The 25,221-nt window shown below is 41.9% G+C and carries 18 protein-coding genes; 11 read left to right on the top strand and 7 right to left on the bottom strand.

The genetic code is table 11. From position 1 onward, the window contains the following. Positions 1 to 144: 144 nt before the first annotated feature. From H5185_RS10270 to H5185_RS10245, 6 genes are all read left to right on the top strand, one after another. The gene (locus H5185_RS10270) at positions 145 to 1,461 is read left to right on the top strand and encodes a sigma-54 dependent transcriptional regulator (RefSeq protein ID WP_182723394.1); all 1,317 of its coding nucleotides are present in this window, start codon (positions 145 to 147) and stop codon (positions 1,459 to 1,461) included. Positions 1,462 to 1,693: 232 nt separating this feature from the next. Beyond that, on the top strand, positions 1,694 to 2,311 hold the full coding sequence (locus H5185_RS10265; protein WP_182723395.1) for a hypothetical protein: 618 nt from the start codon (positions 1,694 to 1,696) through the stop codon (positions 2,309 to 2,311). Positions 2,312 to 2,336: 25 nt separating this feature from the next. Continuing rightward, the gene (locus H5185_RS10260; protein ID WP_182698587.1) at positions 2,337 to 3,437 is read left to right on the top strand and encodes a hypothetical protein; all 1,101 of its coding nucleotides are present in this window, start codon (positions 2,337 to 2,339) and stop codon (positions 3,435 to 3,437) included. 55 nt (positions 3,438 to 3,492) lie between these two features. Continuing rightward, positions 3,493 to 4,191, top strand: coding sequence for a C39 family peptidase (locus H5185_RS10255; RefSeq protein WP_182698588.1), 699 nt, complete (start codon positions 3,493 to 3,495; stop codon positions 4,189 to 4,191). 10 nt (positions 4,192 to 4,201) lie between these two features. Continuing rightward, positions 4,202 to 4,915 carry a hypothetical protein gene (locus H5185_RS10250; RefSeq protein ID WP_182698589.1) on the top strand — a complete coding sequence of 238 codons (714 nt, stop codon included), beginning with the start codon at positions 4,202 to 4,204 and terminating at the stop codon, positions 4,913 to 4,915. 29 nt (positions 4,916 to 4,944) lie between these two features. Next, positions 4,945 to 6,276, top strand: coding sequence for a transporter (locus H5185_RS10245; RefSeq protein ID WP_182742021.1), 1,332 nt, complete (start codon positions 4,945 to 4,947; stop codon positions 6,274 to 6,276). Positions 6,277 to 6,442: 166 nt separating this feature from the next. On the opposite strand, the gene H5185_RS10240 is transcribed toward H5185_RS10245, so the two are convergent. Then, on the bottom strand, positions 6,443 to 7,354 hold the full coding sequence (locus H5185_RS10240; RefSeq protein WP_124017320.1) for a LysR family transcriptional regulator: 912 nt from the start codon (positions 7,352 to 7,354) through the stop codon (positions 6,443 to 6,445). Positions 7,355 to 7,483: 129 nt separating this feature from the next. Between H5185_RS10240 and H5185_RS10235 the strand changes: the two genes are divergently transcribed. The 3 genes from H5185_RS10235 to fusA all read left to right on the top strand — a co-directional run bounded on the left by H5185_RS10235 (position 7,484) and on the right by fusA (position 16,132). Continuing rightward, the gene (locus H5185_RS10235; RefSeq protein WP_182742020.1) at positions 7,484 to 12,037 is read left to right on the top strand and encodes a biotin carboxylase N-terminal domain-containing protein; all 4,554 of its coding nucleotides are present in this window, start codon (positions 7,484 to 7,486) and stop codon (positions 12,035 to 12,037) included. A 157-nt stretch (positions 12,038 to 12,194) separates the two neighbouring features. Further along, positions 12,195 to 13,646, top strand: coding sequence for a diguanylate cyclase domain-containing protein (locus tag H5185_RS10230; protein WP_259396203.1), 1,452 nt, complete (start codon positions 12,195 to 12,197; stop codon positions 13,644 to 13,646). 392 nt (positions 13,647 to 14,038) lie between these two features. Then, on the top strand, positions 14,039 to 16,132 hold the full coding sequence (fusA, locus tag H5185_RS10225) for an elongation factor G (protein ID WP_124017323.1): 2,094 nt from the start codon (positions 14,039 to 14,041) through the stop codon (positions 16,130 to 16,132). A gap of 105 nt (positions 16,133 to 16,237) precedes the next feature. Here the strand turns inward: fusA and H5185_RS10220 are convergent, their stop codons facing one another. Beyond that, positions 16,238 to 17,122: a LysR family transcriptional regulator gene (locus H5185_RS10220; protein WP_182742018.1), complete on the bottom strand. Its 885-nt coding sequence runs from the start codon at positions 17,120 to 17,122 to the stop codon at positions 16,238 to 16,240. Between the two features lie 94 nt (positions 17,123 to 17,216). On the opposite strand from H5185_RS10220, the gene H5185_RS10215 reads away from it, so the two are divergent. Next, positions 17,217 to 17,372 carry a hypothetical protein gene (locus H5185_RS10215; protein ID WP_165870140.1) on the top strand — a complete coding sequence of 52 codons (156 nt, stop codon included), beginning with the start codon at positions 17,217 to 17,219 and terminating at the stop codon, positions 17,370 to 17,372. A gap of 199 nt (positions 17,373 to 17,571) precedes the next feature. On the opposite strand, the gene H5185_RS10210 is transcribed toward H5185_RS10215, so the two are convergent. From H5185_RS10210 to serA, 5 genes are all read right to left on the bottom strand, one after another. After that, positions 17,572 to 18,738: a lipocalin-like domain-containing protein gene (locus H5185_RS10210; protein ID WP_404948455.1), complete on the bottom strand. Its 1,167-nt coding sequence runs from the start codon at positions 18,736 to 18,738 to the stop codon at positions 17,572 to 17,574. Beyond that, entirely contained in the window at positions 18,735 to 21,314 is a 2,580-nt protein-coding gene (locus H5185_RS10205; protein ID WP_182742017.1) for an FtsX-like permease family protein, read from the bottom strand. The genes H5185_RS10210 and H5185_RS10205 overlap by 4 nt, the downstream gene beginning before the upstream one ends. A gap of 3 nt (positions 21,315 to 21,317) precedes the next feature. Next, positions 21,318 to 22,022, bottom strand: a complete 705-nt coding sequence (locus H5185_RS10200) for an ABC transporter ATP-binding protein (RefSeq protein ID WP_182742016.1) — start codon at positions 22,020 to 22,022, stop codon at positions 21,318 to 21,320. 147 nt (positions 22,023 to 22,169) lie between these two features. Continuing rightward, complete coding sequence (gene ygfZ, locus H5185_RS10195; protein ID WP_182698593.1) at positions 22,170 to 23,132, bottom strand: tRNA-modifying protein YgfZ; 963 nt, start codon at positions 23,130 to 23,132, stop codon at positions 22,170 to 22,172. Positions 23,133 to 23,296: 164 nt separating this feature from the next. Continuing rightward, positions 23,297 to 24,526: a phosphoglycerate dehydrogenase gene (gene serA / locus H5185_RS10190; RefSeq protein WP_124017328.1), complete on the bottom strand. Its 1,230-nt coding sequence runs from the start codon at positions 24,524 to 24,526 to the stop codon at positions 23,297 to 23,299. A gap of 180 nt (positions 24,527 to 24,706) precedes the next feature. On the opposite strand from serA, the gene H5185_RS10185 reads away from it, so the two are divergent. Further along, positions 24,707 to 25,221, top strand: a 515-nt coding sequence (locus tag H5185_RS10185; protein WP_182742026.1) for a DUF2238 domain-containing protein, incomplete at its 3' end; no start/stop codon positions are given.

The raw sequence follows: 25,221 nt of genomic DNA, 5'->3' as shown, positions 1-25,221 counted from the left end.
TATTAAGTTACCGATGATATAAACGATTAACATGTCAGCAGGGTTTATATTCAAGTAATATTGTCCGGTTATATCTATAGATAAGATGCACGGGCTAGCCTTGTGTTAGCCCTTTTGTGATTTCTTTATCGAAAGGATATCAACATGAAAACGTTACTCATAGCAGGTTTTCAGTGTAAGGAGCTAAATGAAGTACTTTCTCGATTAGATTTTAAGCTGCATTACATTGATAAGTATGATCAAAATAATATACCTAATAATTGTGCCCTATGCTTAATCGATCTTCGAAAAGGAAATATTGAAAATGAAATCAGCCACTTAGTTAAAAGTTTGGTCCCCAAGATCCATATTATTGTACTGATCAATAAATCACAACTCGAAATAAAAAATATTACTACCTTCATTGCGCAATATGCCTGGGATTTTTGCACGAGTCCAATCGATCCAGAAAGGTTAGAAAAGTGTCTAGGTCATGGCATCGGCTTATCTAAATTAAAACAGCAGCATCATGCGCCAAAGCTTGAGCAAACTGGCAAAGAAACTGAGCCATCAGTGTACCAATCAGACGTCATGCAACAGTTATTTCGTCAAGTTGAGCGAGTTGCACCAACAGATATTCCAGTGCTTATTCGTGGTGAATCAGGCACAGGTAAAGAATTAGTCGCCACTAAGTTACATCAATTATCTTCCAGAAAAGATAGACCTCTTATTACCGTTAATTGTGGTGCTATGGCGGCAGGTTTAATTCAATCAGACTTATTTGGTCATGAAAAAGGTGCTTTTACAGGAGCAACAAGTAACCGGAAAGGCAAAATTGCATTGGCTGATGGCGGTACATTGTTATTAGATGAAATAGGTGATTTACCCGCGGAATTACAAGTCAATTTATTGCGTTTTTTACAAGAGGGGTTGTACGACTCAGTGGGTGGCGGTAAATCTCAATCGGCTGACGTGCGTATTTTAGCGGCAACTCATGTTGATTTAGAAAGTGCTATTGATAAAGGTCGTTTTAGGTTAGATCTCTATTATCGCTTGAATGGCATAACCATTAACACCCCAAGATTAGAAGAAAGGCGTGATGATATCATCGGTCTAGCTAATCGATTCATTCGAATGTATTCGAATGAATATGGACTGGTGGCTAAGCCATTATCGCAATCTGCATGCCACGCATTATTAAACTATTCATGGCCAGGCAATGTCCGCGAGTTAATTAATCGTGTTCGTCGTGCTGTGGTACTGTGCGACATGCCGCAGATCAGTGCACAAAACCTAGAGTTAGCTAATATTGACAAAAAGCGTCACATCGCGCTCTCGCTTAAAACCTTAAAAGACAATGCCGAAAAACAAGCCTTACAACAGGCCATTCTTATTGCTGATGGCCAAGTTGAGCTTGCAGCAAGTTATTTAGATATTTCAAGGGCTACCTTTTATAGACTCATGGATAAACATGATTTATAGCTGATTTAATTTGGTTTAATTTAGCCATCCGTATAGTTCGCTTATCGAGTCTTAACATTAAGATTAAGTCTAAAAATATAATTAATTTTTATATCAATAACCTAGCTATTTTCATTCTTAACTTTAAGAATATCTCTGCATTAAAAAAACACTATCTATTTGAAAATTATTAACTTTCAAATTTGGCATAAGGGTTGCTATATCCTTATATCAGGTATGGAAGGAACATCTTATGGATATCATTAGCAAATCACATTACGACATATTGCAATTGTCATTAATACGAGGAATACAGCTCAGTGTATTATTGCTGGTTGCCCCCTCTTACGCTGATGATTCCACTGTTATTGGTTCGCATGTGATGCAAGGTGCTGGTCGAGCAAGTATCAATCAAGCGGCTGGCGATTTTAATATTCAGTCTAACAGTCATGTATTAGGCCAGCGTACATCGATCCAAACGATTAATTACAGTTTATTACCTCAACCAACATCATTGTCAGAATCCAATAAACAACTTACTGCAAGAATAGACAGCCAAGCTTTCGCTCAGTTTCAAGGCTTAGCAAGTATTAATCAAGTCAGCGGTGAGCAAAACATACAAGCTAACATCGGCAGCATTGCCATCGATTCGAGCCTAGCAACCATAGTGGGTCAGGGATTGAATGATGAGGCGTTAACTCAAGTGACGAGCCAAATGGCACCGTCATCTTATCAATTATCATACTATCAAGCCGACATCGCGCCAGACAGTTTTTTGGATGCGCAGGGCGTGATGCAGGTAAATCAGATTTCTGGTGACAATAATGTTGCCATTAACCAGTTCTCGTTGCAGTTACCAAGCGGGAATTAATAATCATCGATCGGAGGAATGGAAGATGAAAAAACTCACTCTAGTGCTAAGTATTGCAGCAATAATGAGTAGTTCTGCATATGCAAATGGACCAGGAAATGGACCAGGAAATGGAAATGGAATGAATGATTCAGACAGTAGTGTTGAATTAACTAAAAAAGTAGATGTATCTAAAGACCTTGAATATAAAGGTAAAGTAGCCATTGAAGGCACTATAACTGCTAATGGGTTAGGCATGGCTGTAGTTGAAAACGTGCAGGAAACTAGCGCGAATATGGTTGAAAATTACTATCACGATAATGACGCTAAGATATCTGGCAGTGCATTTGAAAATGCCAGCGGTAACATTGGTGTTAACCAAGCAGCAGGTGATTTTAATGCTCAAAGTAATTCTGCTGCGTTAGCCTCTATTGATGCCGGTTTTGCTTTTGGTTCTGGTGATGCTGAAATCTTTAGTACTCAGGTGGGTGGCTTCAATGGTGTGTGGAATGAAGCATCAACTAACACATCAACCATTAATGGTGCGTCATTCATGAATGCCACGGGTAATATTGGTGTCAACGTTGCTGCTGGTAACAATAATATTCAGGCGAATAATATGGCCGCGTCTTCATACAATGGTCGTCTAGGTGAAGCAAGCGTGTCTAATGTGCAAAATACTGGACATAACGGCACGATGAATATTGGGGTTGTTCAGGATAACGTTGAATATGTTGATGTTAATCTAGCGTTAAACGCCAATGGCGGATATGAAGGTACATCAGCACTTAATGATGCTTACTATCCAGAAGTTATTCTTGAAGGTAATGGTTCTCACGATGTCCCACCTGGAACCGTTGTGGGACACATTGACTTTGATACTGAGAATCCAACTGGTGCCGAAGTGATGACCTTTGATGAAGAAGGTGATTTAGCGCTTAATGGTACTGTGAGTGGTCAATTACCTTTCTTCGTGCAAACTGTACTGCAGAAGTCTAATAACTCTTCATTATTAGCTGGAACAGCCTTCCAAAATGCCTCGGGTAATATTGGGGTTAACTTGGCAAGTGGCACAGGTAACTTACAGTCAAACAATTTAGCCTTGACCAGTATTACCGGAGCAGCAGAAATTATCTCTGGTGAATAAAACTAAATTGATCATTATGAATAAGGCAGGGGGGTAAGCCCCCCTGATTCATCTTATGCGCAACATTAGCCAATTGATTATCTCTGTATTGATCATTTTCAGCTTTACTCACTACAATTATGCCGCCGAGATCCCATTAACGGGTGTTGTGCCTGGCATGGGAACTTATACAAAATCTATTCAGAGTATACGTGAGCGAAAATTTGAACATGTTATAGAGCAAAAAACCGACTTTTCGTGCGGTGCGGCTAGTTTAGCTAGTCTGTTGAAATATGCCTATGACCGTCAAGATATTAGTGAACAAAAAGTGTTGATTGGCATGTTAGAGCATGCTGATTTGACTCTGGTTCAAGAGCAAGGATTTTCACTGCTTAATATGAAACGGTATCTGCAATCTCAAGAATTAAGAGGGCGGGGATATAAAATCGGTGAAGCTGAAATATCCTTGCTCAAAATACCTGCCATTGTGTTACTCAATGATGGTGGTTATAGCCATTTTGTGGTGTTTCGTCGCCAGGATGGTGGAAACGTCTATTTAGGCGATCCAGCATTAGGTAATCGGATTATGACAATGGCTGAATTTACTCAAAAGTGGAATGGGGTTGTATTTGTGGTTATTGGGCAAGATTATCGACGCGATAATCCATTACTGCATCCAAGAGCAAAACTAACGTTTAAGACACTCGATCCGCTCTCACCTATGACGGATGCTGAGTTACTTGAATTTGGTTTTTCATATTCAGATATGCTTTAAGGAGGAAGATATGAAACTAAGCATGATGCTATTACTGGCTATCGCAGCACCTGTGATGGCCAGCTCGCCTTCATTGACGGTATTTCAGCACAGCCAAGTTCTGACAGACTTTGAATTGGAATCAATGAAAGGTAAATACACTAATAACGGACAGGATTATTACTTTGGCTTGCAGATGCAAACACAGTTTATTCAAGATAATGGCGTCCAACAGCAAGTGGGAATGCAAATTGAGTTTACTCAAGTCAACAATCAGCCTTCTGTTAATATTACTATCAGTGATCCTAATGCCATTAGCAGTAATAATGGGTTTCAGTTGGATGCTTTGGGGCAAACAGCAGGGTTACAACAACGAATTCAAATCGCTGGGAGTGAAAATTTAGCGATAAATGAATTGGATATGGCTCAGGGGCGATTAACACCGCTAGTGCAAGGAATTAATGTTACCGTCGGTACAACGCTTGTAAGCAATAATGGCAATACCACGTTTTCGGCTAATGGTAACACAGTTGGCTATCAGGTCGAACTGGCTTCGGGCAGAGCAAGTCAAGGAATTAGCTATCAAAATGGCAATGGACAGTTAGTTCAGAGCATTTTTATTGATGGGCTTAGTCATGGAGTAATAAACCAGTCTACACTAAGATATGAGGGTATGCCTGTTGGACCAATTGAGTCAAATATACTTGGTAGGCAAATCAGTGATTTAACCACACTAGGATTTTAATTCATTTTGTACAAGCCAAGGATGTATTTATGAATAATAAATGGACCTCAGCTGTTGCAGTGATACTGCCAGGAATATTGGCAGTACCTGCGTATTCTGCAGATACAGATCCTCAACCAGCCTTAGAATCAACCTTATCTGAACAAGATATTGCAGTACTTAAACAAAAACTGATTCAGTTGAATCAACAAATTAAATTACAACAACAGACCATTAATCAGATGGCTCAACAGGTGCTCAAACAAGAGGCTTTAAATAGACAAGCCAGCACGAAAGATGTTACCTCAACACAGCAACCAGTCTCTGCATCAACACCGTCATCTTCACCACCACCATCAGTCGAGCGACAAAAAGCTCAATCAAGCCAGCAAGCTGCAATCGCCAGTGACGCTTCAGAGCGAAAAAAAGCGCCAGACAGAGCAAGAAGTACTGACGATGTATTGCAAGAAGCACATAATGTCTTTTCTCGGAAATTTACCGTAGAGCCCTCATTTACCTATAGTTACTACAGTCGAAAAGATCTTATTCTTAGAGGTTTTTTAGCCCTTGATGCTATTTTTTTGGGTAACTTAAACCTAGACCGTATTCGCACTAATACAACACGATTGGATCTCACCACTCGCTATACGCTAAATGACAACTGGCAATTCGAGCTCAGTTTGCCGTATCTGTATCGTTGGACTCAGTATGATTCGGTGGGTGAAGGCAACTCTAGTCAACGATATGAAACTGCCGACATTAGTGGTGGTCAAATTGGTGATGTCAGTGGCGCGGTTTATTACCGAATAAATGCAGAATCAGTTGATTGGCCTGACTGGGTGTGGAATGTCAGAGTTCGCGCGCCAACGGGAAAAGATCCTTTTGGGATCCCACTCGAAACATCTGATACCGGTAATTTGACGTATCCGACTGAAATGGCAACGGGCTCTGGTGTTTGGGGAGCATCTACAGGGTTTAGTTTAGCAAAAACCTTTGATCCAGCGATTGTATTTTTCAATTTAAATTACGGTGTTAGCTTCACAGAGGCGTTTGATGACCTATCAGGTTCGCCAGGATTAAGCCCTGGTGAAATTGATTTAGGTAATTATCTGGATTACAGCGTGGGATTGGCTTTTGCTGTTTCTGAACGCATGAGTTTGAGTATGAGCTTTAATCAGCGCTTCTACAGTAAAACAAAACAAAGACCAGAAGGTGGAGAATGGGAGAAAATACCTCGTACTGACACTAATACTGCAAGCTTGGGCATTGGGGCTACGTTAGCCTTATCACCTAATTTGTCGATGGTGACATCAATTGGTAGCGGATTAACAGAAGACTCACCAGACTATCAAATTAGTTTGCGATTCCCTTATCGATTTTAGTGTTAGTCACAAAGTTTCGCATTATGCGTCTCTAAAACGAGATAACCTCAAACGGCTAGTTTAGGCCATTTGAGGTTATTTATTCAGTTAATCGCACTGGTGTTGAGGCTAAATCATATCAATAATAATCAACAGTCGCTGGCGACATGTTTTTAAATATATAACTTTAACTCATCATTGAATGTAATGATTCTTGGCTGGTATATCGTTTGGTGAAGAAGTCTAAAAAAGCACTAATGTTACTGGCTAGCTGACGGCGACTTGAATAGACCCCATAGACTTTAAAGGGTTCCATTGGCCATTCTTGTAAAATTGGCACTAAGCTTCCGGTTGCAAGCTCTTGTTTACAACTCGTGTTCGACAGCATAGCAATACCATAATCATCTAACGCTAAACGTTTTACCATGCTGGCGCTGTTCACTCGCACTTTACGTTTGAAGGTCGCCATTATCTTACGGCTGCCTTTGCCTAATGCCCAAATGGGTGCCGACAAGGTGGTGCCGAGTAAAATACCATTGTGCTGAGTTAATTCTTGTGGCGTGGCAGGGCTACTGAATTTTTTAATGTAACCCGGACTTGCGACCAAAATAGGCTGGCGTTCAAATAATAACCTGGCCACAAGATCTGACGACTGCAGCGGCCCATATTTTATGGCGATATCGTAACCTTCACCGACTAGGCCAACATCGTTGTCGGTAAATTGAATATCCAGTTCTATATTAGGATAAAGTCGCATAAAACTTGAGCATAAATGACCAATGACATCTTGTGAAAATGACACCGGAATGGCGATGCGTAATGCGCCCGAAATATCATTATGGGTGTTTTCTATTGTTGCTTTAGCCGCTTCAATTTCATGACTAATAGAATCACAGTGCTGAAAAAATAATGCTCCAACTTGAGTCAGGCTTAAATTTCGGGTGTCTCGTTGCAGTAACCGCACTCCGAGTTGTTCTTCTAATTGCGCAACTTTACGACTAATGGTTGATTTAGGTTGTCCGATCTCTCGTGCTGCCTGAGAGAATCCTTTTGCTCTAACAACGGCTGCAAACAGCATCATACCGTTCAAATCGGGCATTCAAACCTCACTGTCTCATTTATGGAACAAAGCGTCCAAGCTAGTTTATATGGTAATTTACCCATTAACAAAGTTATATTTACAAGCTAAAAAAAATTTTCAGAGGCTATATAAGCAGAGGATCTAAGGATGACCAGCAAAAAGCAGCCCGCTAACAAGACTCAAGCACTATCGGCTGACCCACTTTTTTTACAAGCTGAACACTTGGCTAAAGACTTTTCATTATTTCCTGCTCATAACAAGCAGAGTTTATCTGAAGAAGTGAAAGGGCTATTAACAGAAGATGCGATTCAATCAAACTTGAAAAGTTTGGCATCTCTAGACGTTGACGGTTACGTCAATAAAGTTATCCAACCAACCTTGGATAAAACCCGCCCAGGTGCGAAGCGTATGATCGCTGACTTGAAAGGCAAGATTATTGCCGAAAGTCACATCGGACCGTTTTATCGTGCTGAAGTGGAACTTAACTTTGGCACTCGTACTCGCCGTATTGGTTTTATCGCGCAGGAACGAACTACCGCCAATGGCGCATGGATGCCAGAGCATCATCTTGCAGCCTGTAAAGCGATTCGCCATTTCGCCGAATTGTCTATGCCTATTGTATATCTTATTGATACTCCTGGTGCTGATGCTGGCGAAATTGCCAATAGTCAAAACCAAGCGCATACCATTTCTAAAGCGATTGCTGAAAGTGCCAATGTTGATGTGCCGACAGTCGGTATTGTGATTGGTGCAGGTTACTCAGGTGGTGCTATTCCATTAGCGGCAGCTAATATTTTATTGTCTGTTCGAGACGGTATTTTTAACACTATCCAGCCACAAGGTTTGCAAAGCATTGCGCGTAAGTACAACTTGTCATGGCAGGAATGTGCTAAGTCTGTTGGCGTTTCTCCAGAAGAGTTATATACCGCAGGCTGTATTGACGGCATTATCGATTTCACTCCATCAGATAAAGATGAGCGTCAGCATAATTTCCGTCGTGCGATTATCAGTGCTATTGAAGCTGTTGAACGTGCAGCAATGAATTTTGTGCGTGAATCTACCGATTTAAAAGATCATTACGATCGTAGTTTGCAGCGTTTTTTAGCGCCGTCGGCTAATTTACTGACGCTTGAAAATAATACTCGCTTGTCTGTCGCCAATAACCCGACCATGTACCACAATATTTTTGGTAGTGCATATCGTTATTTACGTTATTTGACCTTGCGTAGCCGTATTCATTCAATCTCACAAGAACAGTATGGTCGCTTATCAAAAGTGAGCGTGCCAGAAGGTGACTTGTTAGCGCGCATTAAGCAAGAGCAGGAACGCGTGTTCCAAGCGTGGTTAACCAACCCAGATAAGTTAGTTTATGATGAAGAACTGAATAAGCTTTGGGGTACCTTTAGCGCTAAACGTAAAGATATTTCTGCCGAGCGTAACGTCATTACTCGTTTTATTTTGGGTGAACCAAAAGAGAACTATAAAAAAGCGCGTAAAGCGTTGTTATTTAACATTGGTTGGTCGTTATACCATCGTTGGAAAAGTAATGCTGCTAACAACTTCAATGGCTTAATAAAACATTTAGAGTCATTGCCTAAGTCTACAACACAAGCGCCGTGGCCTGAGCTTAGCCAACTTACTGTGTTAGATATTGTGGTTAACGATGAATTACGTGCAGACTTTATTTGGCAGTGTCATAACGTGCTTATTTTTAATGCGCTATATGACAATGTTGTAGGTAGCTTGGCGTCAATTTCGAAAGAAGCCATGATGTCAAAAAGCTTATCTCGCGAGTCGGTGGATAAGTTACTGCATAAATCTATTGATAACGCATTATCGACAAGTGACAAAGCTAACGACAAGAGTAAGTTCTATAAGTGGTTAAAATACTTCATGGATCAATCGAATCGTGCAGAATTGTTAACGCGTGTAGAGCAATGGAAGAGTGTCGGTTTCCCTCAGTTAAACGATTCTTTATTTGTTATTTTGACGTACTTCTTCGAACGTTTATTGCCTGAATATTTCGACAGTGAAGACGATCATGACAAATATACCGGCACCATTAACCCTGTGCGTATTGGCCGTCGTAAGGATTTCTGGAACCGCTTAACCATGGGTTACCAAGACTTACTGATCCTAAAAGTGCTTCGTGAAGAGAAAAAACAAGGCAAGATGGCATGGGAAAATATCATCAAACAATTCTTTAATAAGTTTGATGAAATTGATGCCGACAAAATGTCAGCTAACATGCTTAACTTCCCAGGTTTCCGTTTATCGATTGAAGACGCTATTGATAAAAAGATCCGTCCTTGCGGTTTAATTACCGGTCTAGCTGATTTTAATAACAACGGCAGTAAGTTACGTGTTGGTGTTGCGGTTTCAAATACCGCATTCCAAGCCGGTGCATTTGATATGGCCAGTGCTGAAAAATTCAGTTCGCTACTCATCGAATGTGCTAAGCGCAAACTTCCGGTTATTTGTTTCATCAGTTCTGGTGGCATGCAAACCAAAGAAGGCGCGGCGGCATTGTTTTCAATGGCGGTTGTGAATGACCGTATTACACGCTTTATTCGTGATAACGAATTACCGGTATTAATGTTTGGTTTTGGTGATTGTACGGGTGGTGCTCAAGCCAGTTTCGTGACTCATCCGTTAGTACAGACTTACTATTTGTCTGGCACCAACATGCCGTTTGCTGGCCAAATGGTGGTACCTGCGTACTTACCATCAACAGCAACACTGTCTAACTATTTGTCTAAAGTGCCAGGTGCCATGACCGGGTTAGTTCATAATCCATTTAGTGACACCTTAGACACTCAGTTGTCGGGTATTGATCCACTCATGCCATTACCGACAATGAAGATCGAAGACGTGATCAGTAAAGCATTGTCGACGCTAGTGCCTGAAGTGATTGAGTTAGAGGACGTCATTGTCCAAAATGATCCTCGTGCACTGATGAAGCCTATTCATAAAGTGTTGGTACATGCTCGTGGTTGTACGGCTGTTAAATTGATCCGTAAAGCTCACGACAACAATATTAATGTCGTGTTGGTGGCTTCAGATCCTGACATGACATCTGTTCCAGCAGATATGCTGAAAGATACAGATAAGCTTGTATGTATTGGTGGTAATACTTCAGATGAAAGTTACCTTAATGCTTACTCAGTCTTGAAAGTCGCTGAATATGAAAATGTTGACGCGTTACATCCTGGTATCGGTTTCTTATCAGAAAGTCCGCAGTTTGCAGCATTGTGTGTTAACAATGGGGTTAACTTTGTTGGTCCTAGTGTGCATTCAATGACCACAATGGGTAACAAGTCTAATGCTATCCATACTTCTCAATCGCAAAATGTGCCAGTTGTGCCTGGTAGTCATGGTATTTTGACTAACGCAGAGCAAGCCGTAAACGTAGCATCTGAGATTGGTTATCCTGTGCTGCTAAAAGCGGTACAAGGTGGTGGTGGTAAAGGTATTCAGGTTGTGAAACGTCCTGAAGACATGATTGGTTTGTTCCAAAAAACCGCCACCGAAGCTGCTGCTGCATTTGGCAATGGTGATTTGTATTTAGAAAAATACGTTACCTCATTACGTCATATTGAAGTGCAGTTACTGCGTGACAAGTTTGGTAATACCAAAGTATTGGGTATTCGTGACTGTTCAGTACAGCGCAATAACCAAAAAGTAATCGAAGAATCAGGTTCAACTATGTTGCCTGAAGAGCTGAAGCAACGTGTGATGGAATATACACGTGCGTTAGGCGAAGTAACCGATTATATGGGCGCAGGGACTGTTGAGTTTATCTATAACCTAGATGCTAACGAAGTGTACTTCATGGAAATGAATACACGTCTGCAAGTTGAGCATCCGGTGACAGAAGCGACATCAGGTATCGATATTGTTAGCGCGCAGTTTGATATTGCTGCTGGCCGATCAATTGAGAAGCTTGAGCCTGTTGACCAAGATTACGCCATGGAAGTGCGCGTAACGGCGGAAAAAGCAGCGCTTGATAGCCATGGTATTCTGCAGCTTATTCCGAATCCAGGTAAAATCACAGAATGTGTATTGCCTCAGCGTGATGATGTTGAAATTATTTCGATTGCCGCTGCTGGCAAAGAAGTGTCGCCATACTATGATAGTTTGATCGCCCAGATCATTATACGTGGTACTGACCGTGCCGACGTTGTATCTAAAATGTATGCGTACCTCGATAGCGTAGTGATTAAAGGTATTGCGACTAACATTCCATTGTTAAAGCTTATCCTTAAAGATCCAACCTTCAACGAAGGGGTATATGACACTAACTACTTGCCACGTTTAATGGCTGAGTTAGATATACCTGCACTGATTGCAGAAATGGAAGCGGCAGCAGAAGCGATTGAGGTTGATACTGAATCATTACGTGTTGGTGAAAGTAACGAGCTGAAGGTTATGGCTCAGGGGGCTGGTATTTTCTATACCTCTCCAGCACCGGGTGAAGCTGACTTTGTAAAAGAAGGTGACATTGTTACTGTTGAACAGACATTGGCATTGATGGAAGCAATGAAGATGTTCTCGCAACTGACGTTAGCGGGCTTTAATCGTCAAACGGGTGTGTTATATCCTGAAGACCAACAGTATCGCATTGAACGTATTCTCAATAGCAATGGCCAGCAAGTTTCACAAGGCGACTTACTATTTGTGATATCACCAGTCGAAGCTTAATACCTATAATTGATCAGTAAATGAAATACCCGCCATTTGGCGGGTATTTTTTTGTCATATTTGGGTATGTTGTCATACACTCAATAGCGTATACACTTCTTTTTCGACCATTTCCTTGAGTCATAATGGGTGGAGCATACTATTGAGAAGGTTGAGTTTGCCTGAAATATCTAGCGTGTTATTGGTCATGCTGTTGATATTGGTTAATCTGTTCAACACTAAGCATGCCAGCGCTTCTGTGCTCGAAGTGCAGACTTTAATCGACTCACAAAGCCGTAATATCGTCCGCTATTGTGTTGATCCCGATTGGTTACCTTATGAAGCTATCGTCGATGGTCGTCATACTGGTGTTTCCTCTGACTATTTAGCCTTGTTGACAAAGTATACCGGTTTAACTTTTATGTTAGTCCCGACAACCTCTTGGAGGCAGAGTTTAGAATTACTCAAACAAGGTCGATGTGAGTTAACCCCTATTTTAAATCAAACGCCAAAGCGCGACCAATATCTCTACTTTAGTGAGGTCTTTTTTAAATCGCCAAATGTACTGGTGTCGTTGAAGTCGCAACCCTTTCTACAAGGTTTTGAAAATATCGGCGACCGCTTATTGGCCATCCCCAAAGATTATCGCTTAGTCGAGTACATCCAACAGTATTACCCCAATATCAATACTATATTGACTAATAGTGAGCGCCAAGGGTTGGAAAAAGTCGCGAATGGTGAGGCTGATGTATTTGTTGGATCAATGTTTTCTGTTAATGCATATATTCAACAACAGGGTTTAACCTCGCTTAAAATAGCGGGTTGGGGAGGGCCTGAAGATGAATTACGCATGGGGGTTATTCACGCAAAGCAAGATTTATTGCCACAGATTAATGCAGGATTGGCAAAAATCACCCAAGCCGATCATATTGCAATTTATAAAAAATGGCACAATATTACCGTGATAGAAGACATTGATTATAGCCTAGTGATCCCTGTGCTAACGGCATTAGGGACATTTATTTTATTTCTCCTGTACCGCACAATATCAATCGGTAAGTACAATGTTCATTTAGAGGCAAACAATAAACAGTTACAGCAATTACAATTACAACTTGAGCAAAAAAATAGTGACTTAGACTTTTTGGCTCAACACGATCCACTAACAAAATTGTATAATCGTCAATACTTCAACCAAACATTTCTCGATACGAGACAAACCCCTACTGAGCAAAATCACCATAATAATATTGGCTTAATTATTATAGATATCGACTTTTTCAAAGCAATAAACGACAAACATGGACACGCTATTGGTGACAAAATACTGGTCCAAGTTGCCCAAGTACTGCAAACTTCAGTGAGAGAGCGTGATGTTGTCGCCAGATGGGGCGGTGAAGAGTTTGTCATCGTTTGCCAGCATGTGCAGTTGATCAATGCCCAAGAGCTATGCCAAAGAATTACCGATGAACTCACTCATTTTCATTTTTATAATGACATCAAAGTGACTTGCAGCTACGGGATTGCTCTGTTGGGTGAGGGTGAACCCATAGAAGCGTGCTTTGAACGTGCCGATGCTGCGTTATTCAAAGCTAAACAGTCAGGACGTAATCAATATTGTAGTGCGTAGATAAAAACCTCATCTTGATTGATGTTTACGCCTCTAACACAATTCATTATGTAGATTAATAAATGCTTACTCGATATGGCACAATGTTCAATAGCGACATTATTGGGGGCTAAAAAGGCTAATTTACCCATTTAAGCTAAAATTTAACATTTTAAGGTGAAATAAGTCTAAAGACTAAAAAATAAACTATTATTTTTTAGTCTTTTGTTTTATATGGTATTAATGGCTTTTAATGCGGTTTTTTTTGCTAAAAGTAAATAAATATTGCAACAGCTATTTGCGCCCAGCAAGGTTCCAATTTACAATATGCGCCTTAATAACCTGATGTGCGGTGTGTCGGTTTTTTTTCGCATGCTCCGTCTACTTCTTAAACTAATCATTAAAGTTGAATCATGACCGAATTATCCAAATACAGAAACATTGGTATCTTCGCTCACGTTGACGCGGGTAAAACCACGACCACCGAGCGTATCCTTAAGCTAACCGGTAAGATCCACAAGATCGGTGAAGTACATGATGGTGAATCAACCACTGACTTCATGGAACAGGAAGCTGAGCGCGGTATTACCATTCAGTCAGCAGCAGTAAGCTGTTTCTGGAATGATCACCGTTTCAACGTTATTGATACTCCAGGCCACGTTGACTTCACTGTTGAAGTATATCGTTCGCTTAAAGTACTTGACGGCGGTATCGGTGTATTCTGTGGTTCAGGCGGTGTAGAGCCTCAGTCAGAAACAAACTGGCGTTATGCTAACGATTCTGAAGTTGCGCGTATCATCTTCGTAAACAAGTTAGACCGTATGGGTGCTGACTTCTTACGTGTTGTTAAGCAAACTAAAGACGTTTTAGCAGCTAACCCATTGGTAATGGTTTTACCAATCGGTATTGAAGACGAATTCTGTGGTGTTGTTGACCTACTAACTCGTAAAGCGCACATTTGGGATGATTCTGGTTTACCAGAAAACTTCGAAATTACTGATGTGCCAGCTGACATGGTTGACTTAGTTGAAGAATACCGTGAAATGCTAATCGAAACTGCTCTTGAGCAAGACGATGACCTACTAGAAGCTTATATGGAAGGTGTTCAACCATCTATAGAAGACGTTAAGCGTTGTATCCGTGCGGGTACTCGTACAATGGCTGTGTTCCCAACATATTGTGGTAGCGCATTCAAAAACAAAGGTATGCAGTTATTACTTGATGCCGTTGTTGATTTCTTACCAGATCCAGTTGAAGTTGATCCACAACCGCTAACTGACGAAGAAGGTAACGAAAATGGCGAATTCGCAATCGTTGATGTTGATGCTCCGTTTAAAGCATTAGCGTTCAAGATTATGGATGACCGTTTTGGTGCATTAACATTCGTACGTGTTTATTCTGGCCGTTTGAAAAAGGGTGACACCATCCTTAACTCATTCACTGGTAAATCTGAGCGTGTTGGCCGCATGGTTGAAATGTATGCTAACGAACGTATCGAAATTGAATCAGCCCAAGCCGGTGATATTATCGCTATCGTTGGTATGAAGAACGTGCAAACTGGTCACACTTTATGTGATCCTAAGCACCCTTGTACACTAGAAGCCATGGTATTCCCTGAGCCAGTTATCTCTATCTCTGTAACGCCAAAAGATAAAGGCGGCAGCGAGAAAATGGGTATCGCTATCGGTAAAATGATTGCAGAAGATCCATCTTTCCGTGTAGAGACTGACATTGATTCTGGTGAAACCATCCTTAAAGGTATGGGTGAACTTCACTTAGACATTAAGGTTGATATTCTTAAGCGTACTTACGGCGTTGACCTAATTGTAGGCGAGCCTCAAGTTGCTTACCGTGAAACTATCACTAAAGAAATCGAAGATAGCTACACGCACAAGAAACAGTCTGGTGGTTCTGGTCAGTTTGGTAAAATTGATTACACTATTCGCCCTGGCGAGCAAAACACTGGTTTCACTTTCACTTCTAAAGTGGTTGGTGGTAACGTACCTAAAGAATTCTGGCCTGCTGTTGAGAAAGGTTTCAAGAGCATGATGAACACAGGTACTATCGCAGGTTTCCCTGTGTTAGACGTTGAACTTGTGCTTCAAGACGGTGCTTTCCACGCAGTTGACTCGTCAGCTATCGCGTTCGAAATCGCTGCTAAAGGCGCATTCCGTCAATCTATGCCTAAAGCCGGTGCACAACTTCTTGAGCCTATCATGAACGTTGACGTATTCAGCCCAGATGACAACGTTGGTGACGTAATTGGTGACCTTAACCGTCGTCGCGGTATGATCAAAGATCAAAACGCTGGTGTTACAGGTGTTCGTATTAAAGCTGAAGTACCGTTATCAGAAATGTTCGGTTATATCGGTTCACTACGTACAATGACTTCTGGCCGTGGTCAATTCTCTATGGAATTTGCTCATTACAGCCCGTGTCCAAACAGTGTTTCTGAGAAAGTTGTTGCTCAAGTTAAAGAGCGTAAGGCTGCTGAAGCTAAGAAGTAATTCTAGTTTCGATTTGCCCATAAAAACCGTTGCCTAGGCAGCGGTTTTTTTATGCTTGTTTTATGCTGTTAACAGCACATAAAAACCCTGACAGCATTTACCACATTATTGATGGCCATCTCTACTGAGGGTTAAGAGTGCTTGAGCCGGCGGAGTTAATGGCAGGTTCTCTCGCCATATCAAGGCTAAATCCCAGGTCATGGCAGGTTGCATTGGTTTAAATATCAGTTTGCTACTGGTTAGCCGTTGGCAAATGGGTTCGGGTAAAATTGCGACGCCCAAGTTAGCTTCAACCATTGCCGCTAAAAAATCCCACTGACCCGTTCTAAAAGCAATATTAAGTTGTACACCAACTTTACGGCTTAAACGATTAATTAACTTGGCTAATGAGAAATCTTCGTTGTAAAGAATGAAGGGGTAAGATTCAAAGTCTTGCCAGCGTATTTCCGTTTTGCTAGCCAGAGGGTGCCCTTCTGGTAAGCAGGCAAGTAAAGGGTATTTAGTTAGCGCTTGGTTCGCTAACTCTATCTTATGCGTTGTAGGCAGCGCCGTGAAGGCAATATCTAGACTGTTGTTCAGCAGTGCTTGCTCACAACCAAATCCGCCATACTCGTTCATTTGTAATTCGATTCCGGGGTATTTTTGTCGATACTCGGTCAACAAAGGCGTGATTAAACTGCTCATCATCGGGCAGACTCCAAGTCGTAATCGTCCAGACTTTAAGCCGCTAAGGTTGCTAATCCCTTCTTGAAGTCGATGCCAGTGACCTAAAATCTCCCGCGCACTTTGTTCAAACAATTGTCCTGCTTGGGTTAATTCTACTGTTTGATTATTTCTTATAAGCAACTGCTCACCAATATTTTCCTCTAAACGTTGAATGGTTTTGGTCAGTGTCGGTTGGGTCATAAAGCACTTTTGTGCCGCACGGGTAAAGTTTTCGGTTTCAACTATGGTGAGAAAAATCTGTAAGCTCTTGATTGGGATGTTCATGCTTAAATGGAATCCACTTCATGGTAATTATTCATTTTACCTATGAACCTTAAAGGATTACTTTGAACTCCTTAGCAAAAACGGAGGAATAACAATGAAATCTACTTCAAGTTTATGGGTTAGCGCATTATGGCAAGCAGCGATGCCAGTAGAGCATGATGAGATTGAATCATCGAAGACATCAAAAGCAACAGCCGTAAACAACGAGCAAGTTGTTCAGCAAAGATCTCAACCAATAATCCCAGCTTAAGCTGGGTTTATTTTTTAATCAGGCCTTAGAGTATTACTCTATCAGATGTGAATATTACTGTTTTAACTAGCTCTATATTGTTAGTCAATATTGTCAGTTACGGTTTTATGACCCATGCAGCTAACCAAATGGCAAGATAACTGATACACAACTTATGCAGATAATAGTGACATTATTTTTGCTATAAATGCTCACAGTATTAGCGATAGCCGGTCAACTCCATATAGCCTTTACCCTTGTGACTGCCGCTAATGGTGATGGGTCCTTCCCAATATGAGGTTGATACCAGCATGTCACTGTTAGGATTTAATGCGTCAGTGGTGACATCAATACCCTCACTGTCAATCCGAAGATGCCAAGCAATAGGGTGTTTGCCTAATGCAGTTTGTTGCCACTGCGTTGGCTCCATTGAGATGTCACCGGGATTATCTTGGCTGTTGATATTACGCCCACTGCCATCGGCAAACATTCTTCTGCCACTGTAGAAGTGATCCGTATCATCTTGCCCGCGAAGCCTAAACATCATTAGCGTTGAGTCATCATCTAAACGCAGTGAAAACCAGTCCCAACCTTGCTGAGCCTTAGTTAGAAATTGCGAACTCCACTCTCGATCAAGCCAGGCTTTACCAGTTACTTGCTCAGTCACTCCATGGCGGGTTATCTCTCCAGTGACGTCAATAAAAGGCTGACTATAGTAGTAAGATGCCACACTTTTATCGGCGCTTTTACTGCTATAACCTTGCTCACCTTGTAATTGCAGCGGTTGTTGACTACTGAGTTGTAATTGATACTTAAATTGCTCACCTGCGACGGTTAATGTAGCTGGCAATAGTTGTTCTGATTGACTTAACCATTGCCAGTTTTGCAAATGAACCTCAAATGGTTGTGGCTCCACACCTGCAAGTTGAGGATGGCCGCGAGACCATTTTTCGGCGATTAAGTGTTCACTTTTGGTGGTCACTGCGGCATGGGCCATGTAAAGCTGATTAGTGATCCAGTCATTTTCTTTAAGTGTAATCGTACTTGTCTGTGGTCTCAGGCCGATGCGAAATTGAGTCCACTGTACGCCAATGTCTTCACCGGTTGTGGTAGTGAGGTTAGCGGTTAAATACCACCACTCAATTTTAAAGTCATTGTGAGCTAAATGGTCTTGTGGAAATTGTAATACTTTACCTTGAACAACGTCGCTATACCCTTCAGCAGATGTTGATGACATGCTGCTAATGGTTGATTCTTTTACTGCGGTGTCTTGTGCTGGTGAACAAGCCGTTAACGCTAGGCCGATTACAAAAAACGTTAATATAGCCATACTCTGTGGCATTTTAAAGGCTGCTTTGGGCACTATAGTTGATATGAAAGAGATCATAATGCTTCCTGTTGTAGGCTCGATATGAGTGGTCTTCGAGTCTGCCAATATAAGGGTAAACATACGGCGAATAAACAACTCACTATCGCAATGACCACCACTTGAAAATAAGCCGCCCAATCCCATACCATAGCAATACTCCAGCCAAATGCTTGCAAGGTCACCTTGTGAATTAACAAATAACCCAGTAATGCGCCAGTGGGTAATGCAACCAAGCAGGTCAATAGCACAATGAATAACATTTGCACTAATACCATTATACGTAATTGATTGCGGCTAACACCTAGGGCATACAAGCGTGCTAAGGGGGCTTGCCTTGCTTGTGTTAGCATCATGCAGGCACTGAATAAGCCGATAGCCGCCACCAGTAAGGTCAAACTATTCAGTACCACAGTAATAGAGAATGTTTTATTGAATATGGTAATTGCTTCGGTTTTTATCCGCTGCTGGCTGTACATATAAGCGGAAGACAGATTGATTTTCTGGCTAATGCTATCTTGTAGTGGAGTAATATCGCCTTGGTACGATACTGCTAGGCTAATCGGTTTAGCTGGTAATTGAGATTGTTGCCATAAAGACTGGGTAATAATCGCTTCGCCTTGAGGATTACCATAATCGTAATAAATTCCACCAACGGTTAATGTGTGCTGATTAAGTTGTGATAACTGAATTTTATCGCCGATATCGAGTTGATATTTTATCGATAAGGGTTCACTGATCATCACATAATGGCCTTGGGTGAACTCAGGCCAAAAGTCATCCGCAGTGATTTTAAACACGGTTGTTTCTGTCAACGACAGATGATCGCGACTGACTAGATCGATAGGCACTTGTGTTTGTGGTGTTTCAATCCGATTAAGATTGCTATCGATAGTCCATTGATCATAAATGGCTTCAACTTTGGGATCGTTATTTAATAATAAGATTAAAGCATCTATCTGATTTGGGTTTGGTCTTATGTATAAGTCGGCATGTAAGCGGGCATCGAGCCATTTTTTTAGGGTGATTTCAAAGCTACCGACTAAAGTGTTCATGGCAATGTTGGCGCATAGTGCTAACAACATAGCCATCATGGCCAAGGCAAGCGGGGCAATTATCTCTTTGGTTTCTGCAATCACATATTGCCAAAGTCCTTTAGGCATAAATGGGCTGAGTAAGTTAACCGCCCAATGCAGGCATTGTGGTAATAGCAATGGAATAGCTACTGAGATAATACCCAATAATACCAAGCTATGGCGATACTGCTCGGTAAAGGCAAATCCGACAGTACAAATGAGTAACAGCAACACTGCGATGACAAATTGGCGCCAATGAATAATATTGAATTGTTGGTTTTGTGGCTGTTTTTGGGCCCCTTGGGCTAGTGGTGTTTTGATAAGGCTAATTAGCATTGGGATACAGGCTGCAAATGCCGCAGACAAGGTTAGTATCAATGCTTGTACAAACCATTGCCATTGCCAAATTCCGGGTAATAACTTTGCGCCATAAAGCTGTTCAAGCGTTATCGCAACCATAGGTTGCAACCACTGCGACAACTGTAAGCCACCAATAAAGCCTAATATACAGCCGACAAACACTAAACATATTATTTCAAGGCTTAAGGCAAACATCACAGTACGCCTATCTATACCTTGCTGCATGATTTGCACCAGCAGTTTTTGACGCTTCATTAAACTGTAGCGCACGCCGTTGTAAGCAATAAATAATCCGACCACAAATGCTAGCATGCTCATGGCATCAAGATTAAGGTGAAAACTCGCCGTGAGGGCGGTAAGCGATTCACCTTCACTGGTTCGAGTGGTGAAATTTAGCTTACTGGTGTCAATACCTGCTTGAGTTAGGGTGTCGGTTAACCGAGCGATGAGTTGCTCATCTGACTCTGGCGCTGTTGCATTAGGGGCTGCTGGCTTTGAGTCAAATACCGCAATATAACTGAGCTTTCCTTGCATATTCAGTAACGGTTGGGCTAAAGATATATCGGCAAGAATAGCGGTTCCAAGTCCCCAGTTATCATCAATGGCGATGATCTCAACAGGAACCTTATTCAGTACTAAGCGGTCAGTTTTGCGGCTGAGATTGTCAAGGCGATCACGCTGGCTTAGCGACATTAATACCTTAGCTTGGCCGCTGAGCAATTCGGCAAGGGGAATATTGGTTGACGTTATCGCGGCAGAGGAGTGAGAGTCAGTATTTTGCTGTTTGCGGCTGCTGATTGCCGCAATAATATCGCTACTGTTGACGCGCCAAAGCCGGCCTTGTTCATCTGTTGCTATACCTTCAATACTCGCGATGGTGTTGAATCCGCCATTAGCTAATGCAAAGTATACCGACTCATCAATGCTGCTTTCTGTGCGGTGGCTAATGGATAAGCGTGCTTGTTGGCTGAGTAGCTCGGAGACATTGCCGTAGCTTTGTTTAGCGTTTTCATTGGTGGCATAAACCCCAATAAGCAAAGTCACTGCCAGCATAATGCCCAGTAAAATGGCACTTGCTTGCAGTGGCGCATGACGATAATGACTAACAAATAAGCGCAAACATAATCTTAAGCGACTAATTGATGAGGAGTCGGTCATCATTGTCTATCCCTGCAGCTTTTTATTCGTAGGGTTAACTACTATTTGCTGATTTTCAACGTGCCAACGGTGTTGCATAAACGCTGCACACTCCTCGCTGTGGGTAACCATCAAAATGCAGCAGTTTGCTTGTTGAGCTAATTCAGTGAGTAGTTGCATTACCTGCATTCCAGCGTGTTGATCTAGGTTACCTGTCGGCTCATCAGCTAAAATCAATTGTGGTTTGTGAGCTAATGCTCTCGCAATGGCGACCCGTTGTTGTTGCCCACCAGAGAGATTTTCAATATTACGCTCCAGTAATGGGGTTAAGCCGAGTTGATGGCATAACTCATCACACCAAGGGCTCCAAGTTAATTGGTTGAGCGCCAGTGAGAATTGAATATTGTCACGGACATTTAATGGTGTCAGTAAGTTAAAATGTTGAAATATCACTCCAAGCGACCGACGTCGATACTGGCTCCATTGCTTATTTTGCCATTGTGTTACTGAGAGCATGTTATCGCCTTGACGAATTAACATGTCGCCATTGTCGATAGTTTCAAAGCCACCAATGATATTCAGTAAAGTGCTTTTACCGCTACCACTAGGGCCTGTTAGTGCAATTGTTTGACCTTGTTGCAGTGTCAGGCTCACTTGCTGCAATACGGGATGAAATGACTCGCCATCGCGAAACCCTTTACTAATATTTTCTAAGGTAACGATGCTTGTCATAATTGCTCCATAACGAATTAGCTTTGATACACGTAATGCATTGACTGTGTCATATGATGACCAATATACGCGATAAAATCTGTTTATGTCTAAACATAAAAAAAGCGAGCCAATGGCTCGCTTAGTGACAATAAAACATTGAATTAGTTAAGCATCGACTAATGAATATGGTAATTCAATAATGGATAACTGTGAGCTTTCATCGTTAGCAATACGCAGTTGAGCATTGTTTTCAGTATCATTGGGCAGTACAGCCGTCAGAAGTACTTTGTCGCCATATTGGACACACTCAATGATATTGCCTCCCCGGCGAAAACCGTCTTCAAGTGCGATTTCTAACTGGGTGTCAGTAGTGATGTTTAGGCTACTGGTGCCAGATAGAATATACAACGCACGCTTATTACCACCGCGGTATTTCATTCTGGCAATGGTTTCTTGGCCCATGTAACAGCCTTTGGTAAAGCTGATGCCATTGATGGCTTGTAGATTGCACATTTGCGCTACGTACTGACCTGAGTGGGCGGCATCTATGTTGGGGTAACCAGCTTTTATCTCTAACGCTTGCCATGCAGTGGCATCAAATAATGTTTGGCCTGATTGGCTAATGATAGCCTCTGCGGTAGCGCGTTTTATAATGGCAATAAAACGTTCGCCATCACGAATGATCGCCCCTTGGTCGACGAGATTAAGCGCTTGCGACGCCTCACCAAAATATTGCGTAACAAAGGCTTGTGCTTCTGCGCCAGCAATACCGATTATGTGGTAATCATCGCTCACATTAGCCAACTCAGCTTTACTGAATACCGCGTATTTTTGTAAGTGGGGTAAATCTAACAATAGTGCGCTTTTTGGCAGCAACATAAACAAGCTGTCGGCTATTGCAAACGTACGAAAGCTAGCAAGCATTTTGCCTTTAGGGTCACAATGTGCGCCCCATTTCCATTCATTTTCACCTAGTGAAGTGATGTCAGTGGTGACTTGGCCGTGAATGAAGCTGCGCCCTTGCTCGCCGGTGATTTCGATTAATCCCATATGAGTCAAACTTGATAGCATTAATGCAGGAGAAGTGGCGATGAAATCCCAATCGGGTTGATTTACTGAAATGGTCATAACTATCCCTAAGCTGAGAATAAGACGGTATGGTTGGAGTGTAACGGAATAATACAATGCTCAACAGGGGGCAAGGTTTTAAAAACCAATAAAAAAAGCTACCTTGTTACCAAGATAGCTTTCTAGAAGCTCATTAACCTAAGCTAATCGCTTTCTAAGTAAGCTTAAAACAATACTCGAGCACGAATAGTGCCTTCAATTGATTTAAGTTCTACTAATGCTTCTTCAGCTTGATCTGAATCGACTTCCATTACCACATAGCCGATTTCAGCAGTGGTTTGTAAGTACTGTGCGGCAATGTTAATGCCTTTTTCAGAAAAGGCTTGGTTGATTTTGATCAACACGCCAGGACGATTTTGGTGAATGTGCAATAAGCGTGAAGTACCGCTATGCTGTGCCAAAGATACTTCAGGGAAGTTAACTGCCGATAAGGTCGAACCGTTATCTGAGTATTTCACTAATTTACCAGCCACTTCAATACCAATATTCTCTTGTGCTTCAGCGGTACTGCCGCCAATGTGTGGTGTCAGTAATACGTTGTCTAAACCACGTAACGGTGACACAAACTCATCATCATTTGATTTTGGCTCTACCGGGAACACGTCAATTGCTGCACCTGCAATCTGCTCCGATTTTAGCGCTTGGGCTAAATCGTCAATATCAACCACGGTACCGCGTGAGGCGTTAATAAAGAAACTGCCTTGACGCATTTGGGCAAATTCAGCTTTAGCGAACATGTCTTTGGTTTGCGGCGTTTCAGGTACATGCAGGCTGACAACATCAGCTTGGGCCAATAACTGTTCCATAGAGTGAACTTGTGAGGCATTACCCAGTGGTAATTTGTCTTCAATATCAAAGAAAATTACTCTCATGCCAAGGGTTTCAGCCAAAATACCTAGCTGAGTACCAATATGACCGTAACCAATTACACCTAAGGTTTTGCCACGGACTTCAACACTACCATTAGCACTCTTTAACCAACCGCCACGATGCGACATTGCATTGCGCTGTGGAATGCCGCGCATGAGCATGATGATTTCGCCAATGACTAGTTCTGCAACACTACGAGTGTTAGAGAATGGGGCGTTGAATACCGGGATACCCAATTTTTCGGCGGCGGCTAAATCGACTTGATTGGTGCCAATACAAAAACAGCCAATCGCAACCAGCTTTTCTGCATGGTGCAATACTTCAGCGGTAAGCTGAGTACGGGAACGTAATCCAACAAAGTGAGCATCTTTGATCGATTCAAGTAAAGCCTCTTCGCCGAGCGACGCTTTATGGTATTCAATGTTGGAATAACCTGCTCGTTCTAGAACATCAACCGCAGTTTGGTGGACGCCTTCCAACAGCAGGATTTTGATCTTATCCTTGTCAAGCGAGTGTTTCGCCATGATATGGGTACCCTCTTATCATTAAATGATGCTTATGCTAATGAATTAGCCAATAGTTATGCTATAAATGCGGACTTCCGACGCAATGCCAAAGTAGCACTTTTTTTAAGGCTTGTGGAGGGCTAGATGGCTGAAGTAATATCTTTAATTGAGAACAATATCGCAGATGAGGAATTGAGGATGCAAAAACGCGTGATTTGGATGGCAATCTACCTATTGGTATTGTTTTGGTCTGTCAGTAATCCCAAGGATATGTTCACTTGGTGGCTTGAGGCTATCCCCGCATTAATTGCCTTACCTATTTTATTTTTTAGTCGTAAGAGCTTTCCGCTGACCACGTTAGCTTATGCCCTTATTTTAGTGCATTGCTGTGTATTATTTGTGGGTGCGCGTTATACCTATGCCGAAGTGCCATTATTTGACTGGTTAGCCCAAGTTATGGGTAGCGAACGCAATAACTACGATAAAGTTGGCCATTTTGCCCAAGGTTTTATCCCTGTGATATTGGCGCGAGAAATATTTATCCGCAAGCAGGTCATGCAAATAGGCGCATGGTGCCAGTTTTTGGCCGTTTGTTTTGTATTGGCTTTTTCGGCATTTTACGAGCTAATCGAGTGGTGGGTCGCCGCAGCTTCAGGTGAAAATGCTGAAGCCTTTTTAGGGACTCAAGGGTATCCCAGACATACCCTTGAGTC

It is taken from the genome of Shewanella sp. SG44-6, assembly GCF_014164185.1.
GTDB lineage: Bacteria > Pseudomonadota > Gammaproteobacteria > Enterobacterales > Shewanellaceae > Shewanella > Shewanella vesiculosa.
Note: the sequence above shows the minus strand (reverse complement) of the source record. Positions and strands in the feature narration are given on the sequence as shown.